Source organism: Pseudoduganella sp. (genome assembly GCF_041914865.1).
Classification (GTDB): domain Bacteria; phylum Pseudomonadota; class Gammaproteobacteria; order Burkholderiales; family Burkholderiaceae_D; genus Rugamonas.
Genome location: NZ_JAYSCO010000001.1, coordinates 114,220 through 134,858, shown reverse-complemented (window position 1 = coordinate 134,858; position 20,639 = coordinate 114,220). Strand labels below are relative to the sequence as shown.

At 59.0% G+C, this 20,639-nt stretch carries 21 protein-coding genes and 1 tRNA gene; 14 read left to right on the top strand and 8 right to left on the bottom strand.

All coding sequences use genetic code 11. The features are described from left to right. The first annotated feature begins 12 nt into the window (after positions 1-12). The 6 genes from ACE3TQ_RS00560 to ACE3TQ_RS00535 all read left to right on the top strand — a co-directional run bounded on the left by ACE3TQ_RS00560 (position 13) and on the right by ACE3TQ_RS00535 (position 8,672). On the top strand, positions 13-2,823 hold the full coding sequence (locus ACE3TQ_RS00560) for a type VI secretion system Vgr family protein (RefSeq protein WP_374579938.1): 2,811 nt from the start codon (positions 13-15) through the stop codon (positions 2,821-2,823). A 201-nt stretch (positions 2,824-3,024) separates the two neighbouring features. Next, positions 3,025-4,821 (top strand): phospholipase D-like domain-containing protein, encoded by a 1,797-nt coding sequence (locus tag ACE3TQ_RS00555; RefSeq protein WP_374579937.1) that lies wholly within the window; start codon positions 3,025-3,027, stop codon positions 4,819-4,821. 2 nt (positions 4,822-4,823) lie between these two features. Further along, the gene (locus tag ACE3TQ_RS00550; protein WP_374579936.1) at positions 4,824-5,852 is read left to right on the top strand and encodes a tetratricopeptide repeat protein; all 1,029 of its coding nucleotides are present in this window, start codon (positions 4,824-4,826) and stop codon (positions 5,850-5,852) included. Between the two features lie 213 nt (positions 5,853-6,065). After that, complete coding sequence (locus ACE3TQ_RS00545; RefSeq protein ID WP_374579935.1) at positions 6,066-6,344, top strand: PAAR domain-containing protein; 279 nt, start codon at positions 6,066-6,068, stop codon at positions 6,342-6,344. A gap of 497 nt (positions 6,345-6,841) precedes the next feature. Further along, positions 6,842-8,389 (top strand): tetratricopeptide repeat protein, encoded by a 1,548-nt coding sequence (locus ACE3TQ_RS00540; protein ID WP_374579934.1) that lies wholly within the window; start codon positions 6,842-6,844, stop codon positions 8,387-8,389. Between the two features lie 22 nt (positions 8,390-8,411). Beyond that, positions 8,412-8,672, top strand: a complete 261-nt coding sequence (locus ACE3TQ_RS00535) for a PAAR domain-containing protein (protein ID WP_374579933.1) — start codon at positions 8,412-8,414, stop codon at positions 8,670-8,672. A 95-nt stretch (positions 8,673-8,767) separates the two neighbouring features. Here the strand turns inward: ACE3TQ_RS00535 and ACE3TQ_RS00530 are convergent. Continuing rightward, a tRNA-Pro gene (locus ACE3TQ_RS00530) sits at positions 8,768-8,844 on the bottom strand. 94 nt (positions 8,845-8,938) lie between these two features. Here ACE3TQ_RS00530 and arsC point away from each other — a divergent pair. Together arsC and ACE3TQ_RS00520 are read left to right on the top strand one after the other, a co-directional pair. Then, a complete protein-coding gene (arsC, locus tag ACE3TQ_RS00525) occupies positions 8,939-9,286 on the top strand; it encodes an arsenate reductase (glutaredoxin) (protein WP_374579932.1) in 348 nt (115 codons plus the stop codon). Continuing rightward, the gene (locus tag ACE3TQ_RS00520; RefSeq protein WP_374579931.1) at positions 9,287-10,246 is read left to right on the top strand and encodes a lysozyme inhibitor LprI family protein; all 960 of its coding nucleotides are present in this window, start codon (positions 9,287-9,289) and stop codon (positions 10,244-10,246) included. 4 nt (positions 10,247-10,250) lie between these two features. On the opposite strand, the gene ispB is transcribed toward ACE3TQ_RS00520, so the two are convergent. Next, positions 10,251-11,228 carry an octaprenyl diphosphate synthase gene (ispB, locus tag ACE3TQ_RS00515; protein ID WP_374579930.1) on the bottom strand — a complete coding sequence of 326 codons (978 nt, stop codon included), beginning with the start codon at positions 11,226-11,228 and terminating at the stop codon, positions 10,251-10,253. Between the two features lie 200 nt (positions 11,229-11,428). Here ispB and rplU point away from each other — a divergent pair, with 200 nt between their 5' ends. The 4 genes from rplU to proB all read left to right on the top strand — a co-directional run bounded on the left by rplU (position 11,429) and on the right by proB (position 14,496). Then, on the top strand, positions 11,429-11,740 hold the full coding sequence (gene rplU / locus ACE3TQ_RS00510) for a 50S ribosomal protein L21 (protein ID WP_055933037.1): 312 nt from the start codon (positions 11,429-11,431) through the stop codon (positions 11,738-11,740). Positions 11,741-11,783: 43 nt separating this feature from the next. Then, positions 11,784-12,044, top strand: a complete 261-nt coding sequence (rpmA, locus tag ACE3TQ_RS00505) for a 50S ribosomal protein L27 (protein ID WP_374579929.1) — start codon at positions 11,784-11,786, stop codon at positions 12,042-12,044. Positions 12,045-12,135: 91 nt separating this feature from the next. Further along, a complete protein-coding gene (gene obgE / locus ACE3TQ_RS00500; RefSeq protein ID WP_374579928.1) occupies positions 12,136-13,245 on the top strand; it encodes a GTPase ObgE in 1,110 nt (369 codons plus the stop codon). A gap of 132 nt (positions 13,246-13,377) precedes the next feature. Then, complete coding sequence (gene proB / locus ACE3TQ_RS00495; protein WP_374579927.1) at positions 13,378-14,496, top strand: glutamate 5-kinase; 1,119 nt, start codon at positions 13,378-13,380, stop codon at positions 14,494-14,496. An 89-nt stretch (positions 14,497-14,585) separates the two neighbouring features. Here the strand turns inward: proB and nth are convergent, their stop codons facing one another. Both nth and rsxB read right to left on the bottom strand, forming a co-directional pair. After that, complete coding sequence (gene nth, locus ACE3TQ_RS00490) at positions 14,586-15,233, bottom strand: endonuclease III (protein ID WP_374579926.1); 648 nt, start codon at positions 15,231-15,233, stop codon at positions 14,586-14,588. Further along, positions 15,230-15,907, bottom strand: a complete 678-nt coding sequence (rsxB, locus tag ACE3TQ_RS00485; RefSeq protein ID WP_374579925.1) for an electron transport complex subunit RsxB — start codon at positions 15,905-15,907, stop codon at positions 15,230-15,232. The genes nth and rsxB overlap by 4 nt, the downstream gene beginning before the upstream one ends. A 114-nt stretch (positions 15,908-16,021) precedes the next feature. Between rsxB and ACE3TQ_RS00480 the strand changes: the two genes are divergently transcribed. After that, positions 16,022-16,789, top strand: a complete 768-nt coding sequence (locus ACE3TQ_RS00480) for a substrate-binding periplasmic protein (RefSeq protein WP_374579924.1) — start codon at positions 16,022-16,024, stop codon at positions 16,787-16,789. A gap of 78 nt (positions 16,790-16,867) precedes the next feature. Next, positions 16,868-17,488, top strand: coding sequence for a DOPA 4,5-dioxygenase family protein (locus tag ACE3TQ_RS00475; protein WP_374579923.1), 621 nt, complete (start codon positions 16,868-16,870; stop codon positions 17,486-17,488). Between the two features lie 662 nt (positions 17,489-18,150). Here the strand turns inward: ACE3TQ_RS00475 and ACE3TQ_RS00470 are convergent. The 4 genes from ACE3TQ_RS00470 to ACE3TQ_RS00455 form a co-directional block, all read right to left on the bottom strand. After that, positions 18,151-18,567, bottom strand: coding sequence for a DUF6691 family protein (locus tag ACE3TQ_RS00470; RefSeq protein ID WP_374579922.1), 417 nt, complete (start codon positions 18,565-18,567; stop codon positions 18,151-18,153). Continuing rightward, positions 18,564-18,998: a YeeE/YedE family protein gene (locus ACE3TQ_RS00465; RefSeq protein WP_374579921.1), complete on the bottom strand. Its 435-nt coding sequence runs from the start codon at positions 18,996-18,998 to the stop codon at positions 18,564-18,566. Before ACE3TQ_RS00465 ends, ACE3TQ_RS00470 begins: the two co-directional genes overlap by 4 nt. A 4-nt stretch (positions 18,999-19,002) precedes the next feature. Further along, positions 19,003-19,308, bottom strand: coding sequence for a metalloregulator ArsR/SmtB family transcription factor (locus ACE3TQ_RS00460; RefSeq protein ID WP_374579920.1), 306 nt, complete (start codon positions 19,306-19,308; stop codon positions 19,003-19,005). Between the two features lie 85 nt (positions 19,309-19,393). Further along, complete coding sequence (locus ACE3TQ_RS00455; RefSeq protein ID WP_374579919.1) at positions 19,394-20,629, bottom strand: polyhydroxyalkanoate depolymerase; 1,236 nt, start codon at positions 20,627-20,629, stop codon at positions 19,394-19,396. Between the last annotated feature and the right edge of the window lie 10 nt (positions 20,630-20,639).

Genomic DNA, 20,639 nt, shown 5'->3' with positions numbered 1-20,639 from the left:
AGGAGGATGAAAATGGATGGCATCGTGCAGGCCGGTATAAAGGCGTTGTCCGTATTCGGCGCCCAATCCCAGAACAACCGCCTGCTGCGGATGGCGTTCCCCCAGGAGGACGGCCCGCTGGCGACCATGCTGGTCAACAAAGTCCATATGCGCGAAGAGCTGTCGCGTGACTTTCGTATCGAGGCTGAAGTACTGTCGGACGATGCTCACATCACGCTGAAAAGCATGATGGGCCGCATGGTGACCATCTCGCTTGTGCGCGAGAACGGCAGCCTGCGTTATATGAACGGCTATGTGAGCTCCTTCCGCTTCGAGCGTACCGATGGCGGCTTCGCCTGCTACCAGATGGTCCTTGAACCATGGCTGGCATTCGCGAAACTGCGCAAGGATAACGTCTCGTTCCAATACCGCAGCGTGCTTGAGCTGACGGAAGCCACGTTCGTGCACTACCGCCAGCGCGACTGGCGCAGCCGGATGAGCCTCGATTACGAAGACAAGAAGCTCACAGTCGCCAACCAGCACAACGAAACCGACTACAACCACCTGCACCGGCGCTGGGAGGACGCGGGCTTGTACTACAGCTACGAGCATCGCGCAGACGGCCATACGCTGGTCCTCAGCGACAACTCCATGCAGTCCGACCCGATCGACTCAACCCACGTCAGCGGTGAAGCAGACGCCATGCATTTCCGGTCCCAGATTGGTCCAGAAGACGGCGACGGCATCAACGAATGGCAGGCAGCACGCCAGTTGGGCTCCGGGAGAATGTCGCTCGCCAGCTTTGACTATGAGAGCCCACAACCGCAAATCGCCAGCGGCAGTTCCGTCAACGTTCAAGGCGACGCGGTAGACGAATACGAATTGTATGAGAACGCAGGCGCGTATGCCTTCTCCGACCGCGATCAAGGCGACGCGCTGGCGGGACGCCGGATGGAGGAGCGCGACTGCAGCACTCAGTACTTCGACGCCAGTGGAAATGATCGCGCTGCACAGCCCGGACGCCTCTTCAAGCTATCCGGCCATTTCAGCGCAGAGGTACTCCGCCCCGCGCACGGCGAAAGCCTCAAACCCAGCATCGGCGACCGTGACTACCTGATCGTCTCGGTCGAGCATACGGCAAGCAATAACTACCCAGCCGGCGCGGACGGAAAGTCTGAGTACAAGAACACGCTCACCTGCATCCGTGCCGACATCCGCTGGCGCCCCGGCCGCCGCTACAACAGCGAAGCTTGCGCCAATCCCGGGCTGCAGACAGCGATTGTCGTCGGACCGCCAGGAGAGGATATCTACACCGACGACCTTGGCCGCATCAAACTGCAGTTCCATTGGGACCGACTGGGTACATTCGACCAGGCCAGTTCACCCTGGATAAGGGTAATGATGCCGATGGCTGGCGCGAACCTCGGTCAAATGTGCCTGCCGCGAATCGGACAGGAAGTCGTCGTCCAATTCCTGGACGGGAATATCGATCGGCCGATTGTGGTGGGCGTGGTCTACAACCGCCAGCACATGCCTCCGTGGCGCCTGCCAGGCCAGCAAGCCTTAAGTGGCCTGCGCAGCAGGGAGTTGAATAGTGCCGGCGGAGGCCAAAGCAACCATCTGATCCTGGACGATACCAAGAACGCGATGCAGGTCCAGCTCAAAAGTGACCACCAATGCAGCCAGCTTTCGCTTGGAAGCATCACGCGCATCGAGAACGCGCAAGGGAGGATGGATGCACGCGGCGAAGGCTGGGAACTGGCTACTAATGCCTGGGGTGTGGCGCGTGCCGGTAAGGGAATGTTAATCACAACAGAAAACCGACCTAATAGTAGTTCGCACATCAAGGATATGAGCGAGACTATTCTGCGCTTGACCGCCGCGCATACCCAGCACGATGCGCTGGCGAAGCTGGCCAAGGGGTCGGGGGCGCAGGACGGGGATGAACAGGAACGGGTGGTGGCCACAATAAAGGAACAGAACCAGGAAATTCAGTCCGGCGCCAAAGGAGGCTTTCCCCAACTTGGCTGTCCACACCTCGTTCTGGCAAGTCCTTCTGGCATTGAAGCTTCGACCGCTGGCACGATTCATCTGGCCAGCAACCAGCATACGGCGTTCACAACCGGCAATGACCTTTCCATCGCAAGCGGGGGAGGGTTGTTTGCCAGCGTAAAGCAAGCGCTCCGGCTCTTTGTTCATAAGGCAGGTATGCGGCTAGTTTCGGCGGCTGGGGACATTGATCTCCGTGCGCTATCTGACAGTGTGAATGTACTGGCAAAGCTGAACATAACGCAAACAGCCAACCGCATCTCCATCAGCGCAAAAGAGGAAATAGTTATCAACGGAGGAGGAAGTTATCTCAAGCTGCGTGGAGGAAGTGTCGAATTGGGAACCGACGGCAATTTCGTCGCGCACGCCACAAAACACAGTCTCATCGGCCCTAAAACCATGGAGATGGCCATGATTCAACCGCCGCAAGAGAAGCTTGATGGCACTGGCACATTTCATCTGAACAGTCATGCGGCGGCGGGGGGGCGAAGCAATGCCGGCTTGCCCTATAAGTTATTCAAGGATGAGGCATTGGTCGAACAAGGCTGTTTCGATGATAGCGGCAATATGACTTTTAAACATGACCTGGATAAGCAATCAACATACTCGATCGAACTCCCCAATGGAAACCGATATGTCATCGATCCCGATCCGCATGAAGAACAGCATGAGATGAGCGCTGGAATTGGTTACCACGGCTACCTCAATGAAGGAGGGACGCGTGGTGATAATTCTCTTACGTTAGAGCAATGCAGAGTGCTTGCCAACCCTGCGTTGCGCGGTACTGATTGCTAATTCTTTTTCAACGGATCTAAGGAGAAGTCTGATATGGGAAACATGGACGGAAACGCGAGGTTGTACGAGCAAAAGCTATCGTATCGTAGCAATGCTTCACCATCTCAGTGTTTGGCCCAGCCTTGGTTCATTAGGGTTCCGTACCCTGTTTACGAACCCCGCTACGGATGCGAGTTGGAACCGATTAATTGCGGAGAAAGAGTGTTCGCCGCCATTGCCAAGGACATAGCGAACGCGAAGCATTCAGTGGACATTATTACCTGGGGATTTGACCCAGGAATGGTCCTTGTTCGGAACGGGAGTGCAGAGAACGGGGAGCGGTTTGGTGACATTTTGCGGAGAATTTCCACAAGAACTAACTCTCCAGTAAAGGTAAGGCTCCTCGTATGGCACGATGACGTGGCCGCTCAGAGGATGATGAACAACATGCCCGGCTATTATGGGAGGCTTTTTCCGGCTATTGGTGCCGGTACTTGCGGCTTCTACAGCGATGCTCATCGAGAGTTTAACGAGAAATGGTTTTCCGACGTTTGTTCTGGTGATGTTACAAACATCCATCTCCATGTTCGGGATATCCCTGCCCTAGTCGTGCCGCAGGCGCTTTCAGATGAAACTCTTCCTGAAGGATTAATCACAAGCGTGCCAGGTTTGGCGGCAGCAGCATACCCGACGCACCACCAAAAGATGATACTGATCGATTATGAGCGACCTGGGTTGGCGGTCGGGTACGTCATGGGACACAACTCCATCACAGATTTCTGGGATACAGCGGACCATATATTTAGAGATCCTCGGCGTGAAAGAATCTATCGCAAGAAGGAGGGAGAGATACGAACTTTGGCCGAAGGTGATATGCCAAGCCCAAGTGATATCGCCTATGCTTATCGGATGAGTGAACGCGGAAAACGGGCGCACAAAGAGGCGGTAAATTTATTCATCGAGAACAGTAGCCATATCGCTAAACCTTATCAAGACGTCTCGTGCCGCTTGAGGGGGCCGGTGTTGTATGACTTAAATCAGAATTTTTGCCAGGCGTGGCAGGAGTCGCTACCTCCGAGTTCATTATTTGTCGATACTACTCGACTCGTGCCTCACCCTCTCGTAAAAATCGCTACGGAAGGGGTACGAAGACTTTCTGCATTGCTTTTCCATAATGAGATGGATGCAGGCTTCATCAAGCGACGTGCAGTCATTCCGTGGACAGCCTTCAGTTTAGTGACGGGAAAGCATAATGTTCAGCTGTTGCGAACCCAGCCGATGCATGGTGAGAAGGACGTGAAGGAGTGCTATGCAAATCTCACGCGTCAAATGCGGCACTACTTCCTTATTCAGAACCAATACATTCAGTATGCGACGTGGGCCGATCATCTAATTGGTTGTGTGGACAAGCTTCGAAGAGGGGGGTATGACAAGCCTATCTATGTCTTTTTGCTGACATCAACGCCAGAAAAGGAAGGCATGGATTCGCCAACTTATGAGGTTGCAAGCAGGCTGGGGATGAGCGAATCGATGGTAGTCCAACACGCAGAGGCGGTGGCCTTGGCCAAGCGAGGAGAAACAGAGCTTCCTATCACGCCAGATAAACTTCAGAGGCAAGGAATCAATGTCATTATTTGCTCTTTATGGACATGTGCTAATAAGGAAGTACTGAATACGAAAGATTACGAGGAGATATATATCCACGCCAAAGTGTCTGTGGTCGATGATGCTGCGTTCACAATTGGCTCCGCCAACCTGAACTTGCGCAGCATGGCGCTAGACAGCGAACTCAATGTGTTAAGTGATTCTAACGACGTAGCGCATCACTTGCGCGTAAGCTTGTTTGAGCAGTGCAGCGGTGACTCTGGGCCGGAGCAATTTGGAAGTATGGCGCAGACGTTTCGAGATTGGCAGGTTTTGTCATCTGAAAATCTACGGCTTAAAAACAGCAACTTGAGATTGAAGTGCCAGTTGCTGCCATTTAATGTTGCTCGCAAGGCTAGCGCCACGGTCATATAGCGATGGTTAACCTGGCCCCATCCTGGAAAGTGATTTCCTTTGTGTCTGCTTTTTCCCTTGGCGTATTTCTGATCCTTTATCAGCATTTTGAGGAGAAGCACGTGCACGCCTTACCCCTTGGATTCTCAAAATTTAACTTGTCCGACCCTCCGCCGTCCTGTGCTCGTTGGAAGGACAATATGCCAGCAGCACGCGACAGTTCAACTTTTCGTCTTTATATTGAAGCGCGCAGGATTTGGCGCAGCAAAATTGAGTGGCAGCTTACTCGGAATGAGGCTGAGAGAATACTATCGGATGTGAGTAAAGCGGCTGAGCTGGGAGACTGGGGAGCACGTTCTTTAATGGCTCATTTCTATCTTGATGGTCTGGGTGTACTTGAATCTAACCGGGTACTCGATGCCGATCCCAAGAAGGCGGTCGAGATCCAGCGAACAGCAGCCGAAGCCGGACAACCGTGGGGACTTTATGACCTTGGCGTAGCCTATGAGTACGGTTACGGCGGAGTGCCGCAAGATACAGTTATTGCATGGTCCTATTATTTACGCGCCGCGAAACTTGGAAGTCCTGAGGCACAAATGGCCCTAGCCAGCGCTTACCGGAATGCAGGACGATTTGAAGACGAGGCAACGATGTTGCGTTGTGCATATAGCCAGGAGTTTGGAAAGGCCGCCTATGAATTGGGGATGATTGCCAAGGTCCAAGAGCGGTTCAAGGATGCCATCATCTATTTTCAACAGGGCGTGAAGTTTGGTAGCGAGGATTGCGCCGCTATATTGTGGCGTTTGTTCGAAGTAGGGCATTGGCCGAGGCCTACGGAGAAAGAGCAGGAGGCATTAAGGGCATTGCGAATTAGTGTTGATACTGAGCGCAGTGAGCGCTATAGGGTGATTTCAGAGGCGCTAAAGGTTAATCCTGATCTAAAGCTGAGACGGCTAGATTTGGTACTTCCACTGCCGCCTGATGAAGTACCAACATGGTCAGGCGTCTCCGATGCCACTGAACCTGAGTGGAGTGACCCTCCAACCTACTGAGAGAGTTCGAATGCCGATAAGTTTTTTCGGCCTGCTGACCAGCTTGGGTTTACAGGCGGAGCTGAGGCCAAGTTCAATGCCTTAGCCGCTGACGCGAATTAGAGCACCGCTATGGTCAGGTGTCTAGTATCCGCTCGAACCTGAACCGAATGCCCCACCGAAATATAGAACAAGGCGCAGCCGTGGAAATAATCCTTGAGTTTGGAGGTGACAATGCCGTTGCGAATTATCACAGTTGGAGACGAAACAGACCACGGTGGCGAAGTCATCAGTGGCTCGCCAGCCCACGATATAGGTGGTAAGCCTATTGCACGTCTCCACGACAAGGTTTTATGCCCGCAGTTCTATCCTGGAGGGACGCCGCATGGCATCAATAAGATTACAACTGCCCATGAAACGCTCACAGCCGGAGGAATACCAGTGGCGGTGGAGGGCTGTAAGACTGAGTGCGGTTGTAAGCTAGTCGGCAAGACCAATGCTAGCGTCGATTAACTCGAATGATATGGCCATGCTATTGCCATGGAAAAGGCGCATGCCTGGTCCGGGCGCTAGGGTGCCAGGATCAAAGTCATCGTTTGGCGGCGGTGGGACACGATACGGCATAACCATGGTGCGGTGGAGCCACTAGCCCCTGCTGGCATGGTTCGGATGGTTCAGCGCCCGCAGCCACTGGTCTCGCTTCCATCCGGCGCGACTTGCACGGTTACTGGCACGTGGCAGCCGTGGGTCCACCCTGACCATCCTCTGCATTCCGCTATCAATGTGTATTGGCGACAGGCGTGGGTTGTTAAGGGACAGCCGCTCCCCGACCCCGCGCGCGATTGGCATTTGCCTATTTCCGCGTCTGAAATCTCTTGGCATCTGATGGACTCGGAGCCTGTGAACTTGCTTTAGTTTTCAGGGCTCGATGAACGCAATCTGGAGGATCGATGAAGTGCCTTCGCCCCCCCGTTTCCTTGTGCCAGGCGCGACGTTGGCTGGCAACCATCTTGCTGATTCCTGTGTTGGGCGCCTGCGAGTCGGGTGGCATGGCTCCAAAGAACGAGTCGTCACGCGATCAGGAGTTGCCGTTGTTTAATCCGCACATGGCAACTTTCGATTGTCAGCTCGAAGCGGAGAGGTTACCGCCTATTGATGCACAAGCAGATGTGTGGTTTCGCGAGGCACTCGCACTTGATAGCGCTGACATCTTCCCCGACCGGCGCGACTACAAGAAGATCGTGTGGCTCACGCGGCAGGCTGCTGATCGAAAGCATTGGAAGGCAATGCTAAACCTTGCTAGCTTGTATATTGAGGGACACGATCCAAGCCATGGAGTAGAAGATGCAGTAAGGCTGGTAGAAGAAGGTATGCGCCTCGGGGTACCGGCCGCTCATGACCGCATGGGAACATACTATAGTAACGGCACTGGTGTAAAAGGTGACGCGACTCGAGCCTATGCTTTCTGGCAGCGAGCCTCGGAAATGGGAAGTCCGGCGGCAATGGCATATCTAGGGAAAAAGTTGAAGGCCACTTGGGATGATCCACAGGGGAGCTTCTGGGCAAACCGTCCGATTGGTTTAAAAATGCTCGAGTGCGCTTACGCTCAGGGAAATGCGGACGCCGCATTTCAGTTAGCGCTTTCCTACAGGAACCCAGCGCCCAGAGCGCCTACTCGTGAAGACAGAGCACGTGCCTTGCTGGTCATGCATGAAGGGGTCAAATTTGGTTCAGAGGATTGCGCGAACAGCCTTCAGATGGAGTTTGGGCACCCTTTCGATCCGGAAAAGATGTTGGCGCCCTATATCGACAAGGCTCGTGCCGAGCGATATCGTTTATTGGGTGATGCCCTTGGCTTCGATCCGAGCGACCGTTTTCCTAACTTGGACAAGATCCTTCCGCTGCCGCCCGCAGAACTGCCGCCCTGGAACGGCGATCGTGACACGCTGCTCAACGCAGCGCGCGGCGTAAGCCCGCCGCCGGCGTCGCCTAAGCCAGGCGCTGCGTCGCAGCGCTCCGGCCGGTTTCATCTGGATGCCGCATTCGCGCTGCGCGATACGGGGCAGGAAACGCGTGCTTTATCCGCTCCGGTGGAGGGCTTCTGGCAACCAACGGGCTTGAACGTGCGAGAAGAACATCGTGTGCGATTGGCTGCTGTTCCACCGGGCCTCTATCGGAGTGGAGAGGAGTTTCCAATTTTTACTTCGCAGGACGGAAAACGCCGGATTACCGGCATTGTCTGGCGGCGTTGGGACACGATAAGGCACAACCATGGCGCTGTCGAACCATTCGCACCTGCAGGTATGGTGCGCATCGTGCCACGCCCACAGCCGCTGCTCTCGCGGCCTTCCGGGGAGGCTTGCCCAGTTTCGGGTACCTGGCAACCGTGGGTGCGACCTGAGCACCCCTTGTCTTCCGCTTTCAATGTCTATTGGAGGCAGGCGTGGATGGTCAAGGGACAGGCGTTTCCTGATCCGCAGCGCGATTGGCAGTTGCCGATTCCCGCAGCGGAGGTTTCCTGGCATCTGATGGACTCCGAACCGGTGAGCTTGTTGTGAGCGTAGAACTTAGGAGCGAGAAATGAAACACGAAGGTCGAGGCGTTATCCGCATGAACGATAAAACTGATCATGGCGGGCAAGTCATCAGCGTATCGTCCGGCACCAAAGTAATGGGAGTGGAAGCGGCCTTACATGCGGACATGACCTTTTGTCCGCAATGTAAAGGCACGTTCCCAATCAAGGCGGCCGGCGAGGGCGCAAAGCACGATGGAAGGCCCTACGCTTACGATGGCGATTCAACCGCTTGCGGCGCCAAGTTGATCGCGTCCCTTCCTTGGTAGCTACCATCTAAGCCTGGGTTACAAGGGAATCCTCGCGCACCACCTTTTGAATGGACAAGGCCGGACCGCTTTCGCGATCCGGCCTTCAAAATTTCTGGTCGGGGTGAGAGGATTCGAACCTCCGGTCTCTACGTCCCGAACGTAGCGCTTTACCGGACTAAGCTACACCCCGACTGCTGGGTTTAATTCTACACACAACTTTGTGCATTTATCAACACCTTTCCCGGTGATATAGTGGCGTCCTTTGGCTATACTTAATTTGCATCATGGGAACGACCATTTATCACAACAATTCGTGCAGCAATTCGCGCGGCGCGCTGGCGCTGATCCGCGAGGCGGGCATTGAGCCGGAGATCATCGAGTACCTGAAAACGCCACCGTCGCGCGAGGTTCTGGTGGGCCTGATCGCGCGTGCCGGCCTGACCGCGCGCGGCGCCATGCGCAACAAGGGCGAGCTGTACGACCAGCTTGGCCTGGCCGATGAATCGCTGCCGGAGGAAAAGCTGGTCGATGCCATGATGGCCCATCCCGAACTGATTAACCGTCCCTTCGTGGTGACGGATAAAGGCGTGCGCTTGTGCCGCCCGCCGGAAACGGTGAAAGAGATCCTCTAAGTGCTCCGCGCCATTGCCTTTGCATTGCTGGCCATGATGGCTGGTGCGCACGCGGAGAATGCCGAGTGCGAGCGCCACCAGCTGGCTACCTATCCCTTCTCGCACCGCCCGACGGCGGAGCAGACCGCCGCCTTGCAGGACTGCGATGCGGATAAGCTCTATTACGGCATCGGCCAGCACTTCAACTACGTCAAAGCGCGCCACTGCGCCTTCGCGAAGGACAACCACGATGTGCTGATGATGCTGTATGCGAACGGCCTGGGTGTGCCGCGCAATTACGCCGTGGCGAAGATGGCTGCCTGCCGCGCCGATGCCGCCCCGTTCGAGACCTCCGGCCGGCTGGAGCACCTGGCGCGCATGCAGACCGGGAAAGAGGGCCCGTCGCCCAAGATCGACATCTGCGACGACGCGACCAGCGGCCGGCTTATGGGCCGTTGCGCCGGCATCAAGGCAGCCCTGGCGGCGCAGGAGCGCGACGACAAGATCGAGCGCCTGTCGACCCGCTGGAGCGATGCCGAGAAAGCCGCCTTGCAGCAGCTGCGCAAGCACGCCCACGTATTCGCGGAGGCGCATGGTCGCGGCGAAGTGGACCTATCCGGCAGCGCGCGCGGCGCCTTCGTGCGCGAGGCGGTGGAAGCGCAGCAGGAGGATTTCCTGAAGTCGCTGCAGGAGTTCGAAGCCGGCAAGCTGCCGTCCTTCACGCAGAACGATTTCGCCCAGGCGGACAAAGAGCTGAACCAGGCCTACCAGCGCCTGAAGGCCCAGAAGGACCCGGATTATGAGGGCGGTGTGACCTTTGCCGAGATTCAGGGCGTGCAGCGTAACTGGCTGGCGTATCGGGATGCCTGGGTGGCGTTCGGGAAGGTGCGCTACCCGGCGGTAGCGCCGCATGCATGGCGCGCGTACTTCACGCAGAAGCGCACCGCCATGCTCACCGAGCTGGCGGCGGCGCGTAACTGAAAGGTCAGTGGCTGCGGTCGACCGAGAAGCGGGCCAGCTGCAGCAGCGATTGTTTGTACACGCCGTCCGGCATGCCGGCAATCGCATCGATCGCGCGCTGCGCTGCCACTTCGGCTGCGCGGCGGGTGTAATCCAGCGCGCCGCTGTTGGTAATGGCGGCCAGGATGGTGTCGAAGTGCTGCTCGTCGCCGTTCTCGATGCAGGATCGCACCAGGGCGCGCTGCTCTTCGGTGCCGTTCACCATCAGCCAGATCAGCGGCAGGGTAGGTTTGCCTTCGCGCAGGTCATCGCCCACGTTCTTGCCGATTTCCGCAGCATCGCCGGCGTAATCGAGCACGTCGTCGATCAGCTGGAAGGCGGTGCCCAGCGAGCGGCCGTATTCGCCGGCGGCGGCAATGTCGGCGTCCGACGCGCCGGCCACCAGGGCGCCCAGCTCCGCCGCCGCCTCGAACAGCTTGGCGGTCTTGGAACGGATCACCTGCAGGTAGCTTTCCTCGGTCACGTCCGGGTCGTGCATGTTCAGCAGCTGCAGCACCTCGCCTTCGGCGATCACATTGGTCGCGTCGGACAGGATCTGCATCACGCGCATGGAATCGAGCGACACCATCATCTGGAAGGCGCGCGAGTATAAGAAGTCGCCCACCAGCACCGAAGCGGCATTGCCGAACAGCGCATTGGCGGTCTGGCGGCCGCGGCGCATTGACGATTCATCAACAACGTCATCGTGCAGCAGGGTGGCGGTGTGGATGAACTCCACCACGGCGGCCAGCTCATGGTGGGCGGCGCCCTTGTAGCCGTAGGCATTCGCCACCAGCAGCACCAGCACCGGCCGGATACGCTTGCCGCCCGCGCTGATGATATATTCAGCAATCTGGTTGACCAGCGCCACTTCCGAGTGAAGGCGCTGGCGAATCACCGAGTTGACCGCGTCCATATCGGCGGCAATGGTGCTGGTGATGGAGTTCTGGGCGTTGGAAGACAAGGTAAACCTGCTGGTAACGTTGGTAAGAGTGCCGCGATTATACGTTACTCGTTGCCCACATACCACGTGGGCCGCCGCTCGACAATACCTTTTGACGCGTTTCCCGAAACTATGTATAATCTGCGGTTCCCCGGTTTCCGTCCTGTTGTTTTTGGACGTCGAGCGAGGGAACTTATTAACAATTCAAGAGGTTTCCAATCATGTACGCGGTCATAAAAACCGGCGGCAAACAATACAAAGTTGCTGCTGGCGAAAAAATTAAAGTAGAACAGTTGCCGGCTGACATTGGTTCCGAAATCACTATCGACCAGGTTCTCGCCGTTGGCGCGGGCGACAGCATCAAGTTTGGTGCTCCTCTGGTTGCAGGTGCATCGGTTCTGGTGAAAGTAGTCGCTCAAGGTCGTCACGACAAAGTACGTATCTTCAAGATGCGTCGTCGTAAGCACTACCAGAAGCGTCAAGGCCATCGCCAAAACTTCACCGAAATCCAAATCGTTTCGATCAACGGCTAATCGCTGTTGTTCAAGACTCACCGAGCTATCAAGGAGTAACTAAATGGCACACAAAAAAGGCGGCGGTACTACCCGCAACGGTCGCGACTCTGAATCAAAACGCCTGGGCGTTAAAGTGTACGGCGGCCAAACCATCAACGCTGGTGGCATCATCATCCGTCAACGCGGCACCCCAGTTTCCGCTGGCGTAGGCGTTGGTACCGGTAAGGACCACACCCTGTTCGCCCTGGTGGACGGCGTTGTGAAGTTCGTGACCAAGGGTCCGGACAACAAGAAGTACGTTACCGTTGTCGCAGCTGCTTAATACAGCGCGTTAAAGGTACAGTAAGGCGCAAGCCTTCTATCAAAAGGCTCTGCCAGTGGTAGGGCCTTTTTAGTTTTTAAGGTGGGTCACCATGAAGTTTATTGACGAAGCACGAATCGAAGTCATCGCCGGCAGCGGCGGCAATGGCTGCGCCTCTTTCTGCCGCGAGAAATTCCGCCCGTTCGGCGGCCCTGACGGCGGCGACGGCGGCAAAGGCGGCAGCATCTGGGCGGTCGCCGACCGTAACGTCAATACGCTGGTGGACTACCGCTATTCCAAGATGCACCGCGCCGGCAACGGCGAATCGGGCCGCGGTTCCGATTGCTACGGCAAGGGCGCGGAAGACATGTTCCTGCGCATGCCGGTCGGCACCCTGGTGATCGATGAAGTCACCGGCGAGATCATCGCCGACATGACCGAGCACGGCCAGATGGAACTGCTGGCCAAAGGCGGCGAGGGTGGCTGGGGCAATATCCACTTCAAGACCTCCACCAACCGTGCACCGCGCCAGAAGACCGACGGTAAGGAAGGTGAGCGCCGCGAACTGCGCCTGGAGCTGAAGGTGCTGGCGGACGTGGGCCTGCTGGGCATGCCGAATGCCGGCAAGTCGACCTTCATCACTGCCGTGTCGAATGCGCGTCCGAAGATCGCCGACTACCCGTTCACCACCCTGCACCCGAACCTGGGCGTGGTGCGCGTGTCGCATGAGAAGTCCTTCGTCATCGCGGACATTCCCGGCCTGATCGAAGGCGCCGCCGAAGGTGCGGGCCTGGGCCACCAGTTCCTGCGCCACCTGTCGCGTACCGGCCTGCTGCTGCACATCGTCGACCTGGCGCCGTTCGAGGCCACTGTCGATCCGGTGAAGGAAGCCAAGGCCCTGGTCAAGGAGCTGGAAAAGTACGATCCTGCGCTGGGCAACAAGCCGCGCTGGATGGTGCTCAATAAGCTGGACATGATTCCGGAAGAAGAGCGCGCCAAGAAGGTCAAGGACTTCATCAAGAAGGTCGGCTTCAAGGGCCCGGTGTTCGAGATTTCCGCGCTGTCGCACGAGGGCACGCAGGAGCTGGTGAACGCCATCTACCTGCACCTGGAAAAAGAGCGCTACTCCGAGCAGCGCGCAGAAGAGACCCAGATGACCGAAGAAGCGCGCGGTATCTCCTCTATCGACCCGGACGACCCACGTTTCAAAGTTCTGGATTAAAATCCAGACAACCTCTTATCTTTGCCGCCCCTGCCAACAGCGGGGGCGCGCACTGTCTGCGGCAAGCCGGCATCACCCCCGCCCGGCGCAATACATCGTTTTGATCATTGTTACCAAGAGCTTCGCCGCCTTATGAATTCGCTTATCCAGAACGCCACCCGCATTATTATCAAAGTGGGCTCTTCGCTCGTCACCAACGACGGACGCGGGCTCGATCATGCCGCTATCGCCCGCTGGGCATCCCAAATCTCCGCCCTGCGCGCGCTGGGCAAGGAAGTAGTGCTGGTCAGTTCCGGCGCTGTTGCGGAAGGCATGCTGCGCCTGGGCTTCGATAAGCGACCGACGGATATCCACGAGCTGCAGGCCTGCGCCGCCGTCGGCCAGATGGGCCTCGCGCAGATTTACGAAACCAGCTTCCGCGCGCACGGCATCGGCACCGCGCAGGTGCTGCTGACCCACGCCGACCTGGCCGACCGCGAGCGCTACCTGAATGCGCGCTCCACGCTGACCACCTTGCTGCGCCTGGGCGTGGTCCCGATCATCAACGAGAACGACACCGTGGTCACCGACGAAATCAAGTTCGGTGACAACGACACGCTGGGCGCCCTGGTGGCGAACCTGATCGAAGCCGATGCGCTGATCATCCTGACCGACCAGCGCGGCCTGTTCAGCGCCGATCCGCGCAAAGACCCGCAAGCCTACCTGATCACGCACGGCCGCTCGGGCGACCCGGCGCTGGAAGCGATGGCGGGCGGCGCCGGCTCTTCGCTGGGGCGCGGCGGCATGCTGACCAAAATCCTCGCCGCCAAGCGCGCCGCCAAATCCGGCGCGCACACGGTGATCGCCTTCGGCCGCGAGGCGGAAGTGCTGACTCGCCTGGCTGGCGGCGAATGCATCGGCACCGAACTGTCCGCGCAGACCGGCCACCTGACGGCGCGCAAGCAATGGATGGCGGACCACCTGCACACCGCAGGCCAGGTCGTGCTGGACGCGGGCGCGGTGCAGAAGCTGGCGGAAGAAGGCAAGTCGCTGCTGCCGATCGGCGTGATCGACGTGCATGGCGAGTTTGGACGCGGCGCGGTGATCACCTGCGTGCGCGAAGACGGACACCCGATTGCGCGCGGCATCAGCAACTACACCAGCGCCGAAGCGCGCCGCATCAAGCGCAAGCCTTCCGCCGAAATCGAAGCCATCCTCGGCTACGTCGAAGGCCACGAGCTGATCCACCGCGACAACATGGTCCTCCTGTAAAAATGTCCACTTCGGGGTCAGGAAGAAAAGTGGACATTTCCCAAAGAAATGTCCACTTTTCTTCCTGACCCCGAAGTGGACATTTTGGTTTAGGCGTCGGCGGGGGCGGGGGTCTTGCCCTTGAATTCGCATAAGTCCGCAATCACGCAGTTCCAGCACTTCGGCTTGCGGGCGATGCAGGTGTAGCGGCCGTGCAGGATCAGCCAGTGGTGGGCGTCCATCAGGAATTCCTTCGGCACGAACTTCATCAGCTTCTGTTCGACGATGTCGACGTTCTTGCCGGGGGCGATGTTCGTGCGGTTGGAGACGCGGAAGATGTGCGTGTCCACCGCCATCGCGATCTGCCGGAAGGCAGTATTCAGAACCACGTTCGCCGTCTTGCGCCCAACACCCGGCAGCTGCTCCAGTTCTTCGCGGGTCTGCGGCACCTCGCCGCCGTACTGGTCGACCAGGATCTGGCAAGTCGCCATCACATTCTTGGCCTTGGTCTTGTACAGCCCAATGGTGCGGATATACTCGGTCAGCTCATCCAGGCCCAGGTCCAGGATCGCCTGCGGCGTATTCGCCACCGGATACAGCTTGCGCGTAGCCTTGTTCACGCCCACGTCGGTCGCTTGCGCCGACAGCAGCACGGCAATCAGCAGCTCGAAAGGCGTGCTGTATTCCAGTTCGGTTTCAGGGTTGGGATTCGACTCGCGCAGGCGTTCAAAGATCTGTTGGCGTTTGGCTGGATTCATTTGTTTTTGTCGGCTTCGGCGCGCAAGCGGGCGCGCTCCATGGCGGCGGCGATGATCTGGCGCTTGCGTTCCTTCTCCGCCTGCTCGGCTTCATTCTCCGGCGTCAGGCGCTCCACTGCGGCGGCCTTGGCCTGCGCCTTGGCGGCCAGGCGCGCGTCGTTCTCCTCGCGCTCGCGGATCAGGCGCGCCAGGCGGAAGTCGTGGCGCTCGCGCGCCTCGTCAGCCTGCTCCTGGCTCCAGGCATCCCAGCCCGTCGTCTCGGTCACCGGGTACATCACAATGCAGTCAACCGGGCAGGCCGGCACGCACAGGTCGCAGCCGGTGCACTGCTCGGGAATGATGGTATGCATCTGCTTGGCCGCGCCCATGATCGCGTCCACCGGACAGGCCTGGATGCACAGCGTGCAGCCGATGCACAGCGATTCGTCGATAAAGGCGAGCGCGCGCGGGCGCTCGAAACCGTTGACGGGGTTGAGCGGAATGACGGGACGTCCGGTCACGCTGGACAGGCGGCGGATGCCTTCCGCCCCGCCCGGCGGGCATTGGTTGATTTCCGCTTCGCCGGACGCGATCGCTTCCGCATACGGGCGGCAGCCTTTGTAGCCGCACTTCGTGCATTGGGTTTGCGGCAGCACGTCCTCGATGCGGTCGGCCAGGGTCTTCGATTCAGTCACGGTGGGTGGCAAAACGGTAAAGCGTTATTATCCAATATCTGCGGCACCTGTGCGGAAGTTGCTTTGCATCAACTTCTATGGGAACATACTCCTTATTACAAAATATGGGGAACTATGCGGCTCACAGCTTGCTTTCTGAGCTTGCTTCTGGCGGCGCCGGGACTGGCCGGCGCGGGCACCATGGTGCGGCTGGCGTCCGAGGAGTGGCCGCCGTTTGTGTCGGCATCCCTGCCGGATAATGGCATGTCCGGCGCCTATTCAGCCGCGGTGTATGCCCGCCTGGGCAGCACCGTCAGCATCGACTTTTTCCCCTGGAAGCGCACCATGGAAGTGGGCATGAACGACGCCCGCTTTGCCGGCCTGCTGGCCGTATGGCGCACGCCGCAGCGCGAAACGCTGTGCCACTTTTCCGCACCCATCGGCAGCACAATGAACGTCCTGGCCTACCTGAAGGAATCCCCCGTCAGCGCCGCCTCCCTGCGTGACCTGCGCGAGGAGCGCATCGGCACCGTGGCCGGTTATTCCAACGGCGAGGAGTTCGATACGCTGGTTCGGCGCGGCGTGCTGCGCGTGCAGGAGGGCGTCAACGACGAGACCAACCTGCGCAAGCTGCTCGGCAAGCGCTTCGACGCCATGGTGATCGAAAGGCGCGTCCTGCGCCACCTGCTGGCCAGTTCCCGCTTCACGCGCGCTGAGCGGGAGCGGATCGCCTTCTCGGAAAACCTGTTCCATGAGCGCCCAGTCCACATCTGCTTCCAGCGTAATCCTGCTGGCCTGGCGCAGCAGCGCGCCTTCAATGAAGCCGCGCGAGAAATCGACTTGCCGCGCTTTGAGCGCGACTACCTGCGCCGTCTCGAAACTGATCGCCCAACCGTGAATTGAGCATAAGGTCATACGAATAAATTCGTTGGCCGCGCGCTGCCCAGCCCGTAGGCTGGCGTCTTCCACGGAGGACTCCAGATGAAGGATGAAGTTGACCGCCATTGGGCGGAATTGCTGTCGCCGCGCCGGCGCAACCTGCTGGCCGCTGCCGCCGGCGTATTGGCCGGACCCGCAGCGCTTGCCGCGCCGGCCGCAGGGCAGAGCCCCTGGGGCTATGAAACCTACAAGCAGCCCACGCCGCGCCCGAGCAGCGTGCGGCCCGGCGAACAAAGCCTGCCTTCCAAGCCGCGCGCCTATACCGATATCGAGAGCTACCACGCCCACATCTACTTCGACGAGGACAGCTACCAGAAAGCAGCCCTGATCCGCAAATGGGTGGCCGAGCGCTTCAAGGTCGAACTGGGCGATTGGAACCTGGAGCCGCGCGGACCGCACGTCACGCCATCGTTCTACTTCGGCTTCACCAACGACCTGCTGCACATCATCGTGCCATGGCTGCAGCTGAACAGCCTGGGGCTGACCATCCTGATCCACCCCAACACGGACGACCCGCGCGCCGACCACCTGTACTACGCGCTCTGGGTGAACCGCGCCCAGCCCGTCAACGGTTACAGCATCAAAAAGCCCGGCCCCGGCGAGCCGCGCGTCGAACAGATTTACCCCAACACACGCCCCACGTTGCCCATAGAAAAAGCATAGCTTCGTACTTTTGATCTCGCTCAAACCCTGCCTTTGCGCGGACTCTATGCTGAAGTATTAGGTTTGTGAATAAAGGGAGGGAGTGTGTCCGATTGGCATCTCATCAGCATCCTCGTCCCTTTGCTGCTCCCTGTCTTCTTACTGGGACTGCTTGCCTTACTGGGAGTGGTGAAAATGTCAGGATGGCGCTTGCTTCTTGCGCCAGTTCGGCACGGCCAATTAGCGTGGGCGGGTTTGGGATTCTGTCTCAACGGCCTATACGACCTTCGTCACTCTGCGGCATTGGGGCTGGACGGAATTTATGGCGATTGGCTCTTCTGGCTGCACATTTTTCTGCTTATATTCCTTATCGTATCAGCTGCAGTGTCTGCGCTTTCCGATTCTGGCGGCAGCCAAGGTCTGGCTACTGCGCGTATATTAGAAGTGCGGACTATTGCGATGTCATTTGTCTTGTGCGTTCTGGCAGCCGTAATGTACTCATTGGTTCATGGATAACGCACAGAGGAGCTTGCGATGTGGGTACGAGATAAGTTGCGCAGTTTTTTTGATGCGCTCATCAGGGGCGAGGAGCGCGCCGCCAGCATTTATTTTTGGACGATGATGAGTGGTGCAGCCGGTATCGCCGCCTTTGCTGCGATTGGCTACGTACTGTACGGGCCACGTTAGGTTCTGCTTCGATCCAAAAACTCGAAGACCAGCATTCCGGCCACCATTGCCAGGAAGAAGATCCATGGTTTGACGCCGCCCACCGCCAGCGAGGTAATGACGGGTCCCGGGCAGTAGCCGGCCAGTCCCCAGCCGATGCCAAAGGCCAGGCTGCCCAGCACCAGGCGGCGGTCGATGTCGCGTGCTGTCGGCAGCGAGATCGGGGCGCCGAGGATGGCGCGGGTGCGCTTGCCGGCAATGCGGAAGGCGATGGTGCCGACCAGCAGGGCGCCGGCCATCACGAATGCCATCGATGGGTCCCAGTTGCCGAAAAGGTCGAGGAAGCCGAGCACTTTGGCGGGGTTGGCCATGCCGGAGATGACCAGGCCCAGGCCAAACACCAGGCCCGCCAGCAGGGAGGTGAGGGCGCTCACAGCAGGCCCCGCACGATGCCGACGGTGGCGAAGCCGGCCGCCATGAAGGTGAGCGTGGCCACCAGGGAGCGCGGCGAAAAGCGCGACAGGCCGCAGATGCCGTGGCCGCTCGTACAGCCGGAGGCGTAGCGCGTGCCCAGGCCGACCAGGAGGCCGGCCACGATCAGGGTGCCGGTATCGGCGTCCACTTGCGCGGCAGGCAGGGTAGCGGCAGCGCTGTACAGCAGCGGCGCCGCCACCAGGCCGGCGAGGAAGGCGATACGCCATGCGACGTCGCCGCTGCCGGCCGGCGCCGTGCGCGGCAGGAGGCGGCCGACCAGGCCGCCCAGAATCCCGCTGATGCCGGCAATGCGTCCATTCAGCAGCAACAGCATGGCTGCCGCCAGCCCGATCAGGATGCCGCCTAGCAGCGGCGCGAAGTAAGCGCTCATTGTTCTACTCCTTTGGACAGTAAAGCTTGTACAGCACCTGCAGCACCGCCATCGCTTCCGTGCTGGCGATGCTGTAAAAGATCTGTTTGCCCTCGCGCCGCGTGGCCACCAGTTCGGCGTTGCGCAGCACGGTCAGCTGCTGCGACAGGGTGGGCTGCGCCACGCCGGTCGCTGCTTCCAGCTCGCCGACCGCATGCTCGCCTTGCACCAGCTGGCAAAGCAGCAGCAGGCGGTCCGGGTTGGACAGGGTTTTCAGCAGGCCCGAGGCGCGGCCGGCAGCCGCCTGCAATGCAACGGGATCGATTTTCATAATATATAAAAAAGTATATTGTAACCCAAAATAAAACCGGGCGCGCGGGCCCGGTCCAGGCAAGGCCGGCGCTGCCGGCTGCGGTTCAGCCGTGTTTCTTGATGAAACCGGCGATGCGCGGACAGACGATTTCGCGCCAGCGGCGGCCGGAGAAGATGCCGTAGTGGCCGGCGCCCGGCACCACGAAGTCTTCCTGCATATTGGCGGGAATGCCGGAGCACAGGTCGTGCGCGGCCTGGGTCTGGCCGGCGCCGGAAATATCATCCAGCTCGCCTTCCACCGTCATCAGGGCCACGTTTTTGATGTCCTGCGGGCGCACGAACACGCCGTCCACTTCCCAGGTGCCTTGCGGCAGGCGGAACTCCTGGAACACGGTCTTGATGGTGTCCAGGTAGTACTCGGCCGGCATGTCCAGCACCGCGTTGTACTCGTCGTAGAACTTGCGGTGCGATTCCGCCGGTTCGTCGTCGCCGCGCACCAGGTGCATGTAGAACTCGCGGTGCGATTGCGCGTGGCGGCCCGGGTTCATGGCGATAAAGCCGGCATGCTGCAGGAAGCCCGGATACACCTTGCGGCCAAAGCCCGGGTAGTTCGGCGGCACCGCGTAGATCACGGTGTTCTCGAACCAGGAGAACTTCTTTTCCACCGCCAGGTTGTTGACCTGGGTCGGCGATTTGCGCGGATCGATCGGGCCGCCCATCATGGTCATGGTCTTCGGCAGCTTGGGATCGTTGGCGGTGGCCATCAGCGAAATGGCGGCCAGTACCGGCACGGTCGGCTGGCAGACGGAAATCACGTGCAGGTCCGGGCCCAGTTTGCGGATGAACTCCTGCACGTACTTCACATAGTCGTTCAGGTGGAAGGGGCCGGCCGACAGCGGTACCAGGCGCGCGTCGATCCAGTCGGTGATGTAGACATCGTGTTCATGCAGCAGGGCTTGCACGGTGTCGCGCAGCAGGGTGGCGTGGTGGCCCGACAGCGGGGCGACCACCAGCACGGTCGGCTGCTTCAGCGCCTTGAATTCCTTGGCCGGCATGTCCTTGCGGAAGTGCAGCAGCTTGCAGAACGGCTTGGCTTCGACCACGGTCTCGATGATGCTGACCGCCTTGCCTTTCACGTCCACCTGCTTGATGCCGAATTCCGGCTTTTCGTACTCTTTGCCCAGGCGGTACATCAGTTCGTAGCCGGCGGCGATACGTTGCGAGAATGGGGTGTGGGCGAAGGGCGACACCGGGTTGGTGAACAGCTTGGACGAGGCTTCAGCCCACTGCATCAGGGGATGCAGGAGAGAGCGTTGCATTTCGTGCAATTGGTAAAGCATAGTATGTCCC

Excerpts from the sequence above, each read along its gene's own strand:
- ACE3TQ_RS00560 (WP_374579938.1), top strand. The coding sequence starts at position 13 with ATGGATGGCATCGTGCAGGCCGGTATAAAGGCGTTGTCCGTATTCGGC.
- ACE3TQ_RS00550 (WP_374579936.1), top strand. The coding sequence starts at position 4,824 with ATGGTTAACCTGGCCCCATCCTGGAAAGTGATTTCCTTTGTGTCTGCT.
- ACE3TQ_RS00545 (WP_374579935.1), top strand. The coding sequence starts at position 6,066 with ATGCCGTTGCGAATTATCACAGTTGGAGACGAAACAGACCACGGTGGC.
- ACE3TQ_RS00535 (WP_374579933.1), top strand. The coding sequence starts at position 8,412 with ATGAAACACGAAGGTCGAGGCGTTATCCGCATGAACGATAAAACTGAT.
- arsC (WP_374579932.1), top strand. The coding sequence starts at position 8,939 with ATGGGAACGACCATTTATCACAACAATTCGTGCAGCAATTCGCGCGGC.
- rplU (WP_055933037.1), top strand. The coding sequence starts at position 11,429 with ATGTACGCGGTCATAAAAACCGGCGGCAAACAATACAAAGTTGCTGCT.
- rpmA (WP_374579929.1), top strand. The coding sequence starts at position 11,784 with ATGGCACACAAAAAAGGCGGCGGTACTACCCGCAACGGTCGCGACTCT.
- obgE (WP_374579928.1), top strand. The coding sequence starts at position 12,136 with ATGAAGTTTATTGACGAAGCACGAATCGAAGTCATCGCCGGCAGCGGC.
- proB (WP_374579927.1), top strand. The coding sequence starts at position 13,378 with ATGAATTCGCTTATCCAGAACGCCACCCGCATTATTATCAAAGTGGGC.
- nth (WP_374579926.1), bottom strand. The coding sequence starts at position 15,233 with ATGAATCCAGCCAAACGCCAACAGATCTTTGAACGCCTGCGCGAGTCG.
- ACE3TQ_RS00480 (WP_374579924.1), top strand. The coding sequence starts at position 16,022 with ATGCGGCTCACAGCTTGCTTTCTGAGCTTGCTTCTGGCGGCGCCGGGA.
- ACE3TQ_RS00475 (WP_374579923.1), top strand. The coding sequence starts at position 16,868 with ATGAAGGATGAAGTTGACCGCCATTGGGCGGAATTGCTGTCGCCGCGC.
- ACE3TQ_RS00465 (WP_374579921.1), bottom strand. The coding sequence starts at position 18,998 with ATGAGCGCTTACTTCGCGCCGCTGCTAGGCGGCATCCTGATCGGGCTG.
- ACE3TQ_RS00460 (WP_374579920.1), bottom strand. The coding sequence starts at position 19,308 with ATGAAAATCGATCCCGTTGCATTGCAGGCGGCTGCCGGCCGCGCCTCG.
- ACE3TQ_RS00455 (WP_374579919.1), bottom strand. The coding sequence starts at position 20,629 with ATGCTTTACCAATTGCACGAAATGCAACGCTCTCTCCTGCATCCCCTG.